The organism is Nocardia aegles (assembly GCF_052545135.1).
In genome coordinates this window covers 1-224 of the sequence record NZ_JBQWRI010000082.1, presented here as the reverse complement: position 1 = coordinate 224, position 224 = coordinate 1, and the positions used below count along the sequence as shown (strand labels likewise).

The window sequence follows — 224 nt, the reverse complement described above, 5'->3', positions numbered from 1 at the left end:
GCAGACCGGGGCGGCGTCGTCGAGCATGAACTGCACCCGCTGCACCGGATACCCGGTATCGATCGGCAGATACGCCGCACCCGCGATCAACACCCCCAACAACGCGACCGGCAACTCCTCGGTCCGCGCCACCGCCACCGCCACCACCGACTCCGGCCCCGCACCCCGCGCGATCAACGCCCGCGCCACCCGATTCGCCCGCCCATGCAACTCACCGAACGTCA

General features: G+C 70.5%; 1 protein-coding gene. It reads right to left on the bottom strand.

The window, feature by feature from the left end:
- Positions 1-224 (bottom strand): AMP-binding protein (locus ACT89H_RS29545; RefSeq protein ID WP_445111951.1); only part of this gene is annotated, 224 nt, incomplete at both ends.